At 70.4% G+C, this 702-nt stretch carries 1 protein-coding gene; it reads left to right on the forward strand.

Translation table 11 applies throughout. From position 1 onward, the window contains the following. A partial coding sequence (locus ACODRV_RS17430; RefSeq protein ID WP_488909184.1) for a calcium-binding protein occupies nucleotides 1-702 on the forward strand: 702 nt, incomplete at both ends.

The following is a 702-nucleotide window of genomic DNA, read 5'->3' on the forward strand; positions in this document are numbered from 1 at the left end:
TCAGGACAGCACCCTGGGCGGAGGGATCGAACAGATCGTCTTCGGCGACGGCGTCGTCTGGACCCGGGCCCAGCTGCTCAGCGCCTATGTCGCCCAGCAGACCGCCGCCGGCGCCACGACCCTCACCGGCTTCAACGCCACCGCCGATCAGCTCACCGGGACCAGCGGCAATGACGTGCTCTCGGGCCTCGGCGGGACCGACACCCTCATCGGCGGGCTCGGCGACGACCAGCTGCAGGGCGGCGCCGGCGCCGACACCTATGTCTACGCTTCGGGCGACGGCCATGACGTCATCACCGAAGCCCTGTCCTACGACACCACCACCCTGGACCGGCTCGAACTCGGCGAGGGTCTGACCGCCGACCTGCTCCAGATCACCCGCTCGGGCGATCACCTCACCCTCAGCTTCACCGGCCATGCCGGATCGATCCAGCTCAGGGATCAGGACAGCACCCTGGGCGGAGGGATCGAACAGATCGTCTTCGGCGACGGCGTCGTCTGGACCCGGGCCCAGCTGCTCAGCGCCTATGTCGCCCAGCAGACCGCCGCCGGCGCCACGACCCTCACCGGCTTCAACGCCACCGCCGATCAGCTCACCGGGACCAGCGGCAATGACGTGCTCTCGGGCCTCGGCGGGACCGACACCCTCATCGGCGGGCTCGGCGACGACCAGCTGCAGGGCGGCGCCGGCGCCGACACCTA

This window comes from Brevundimonas sp. FG8, assembly GCF_057808845.1.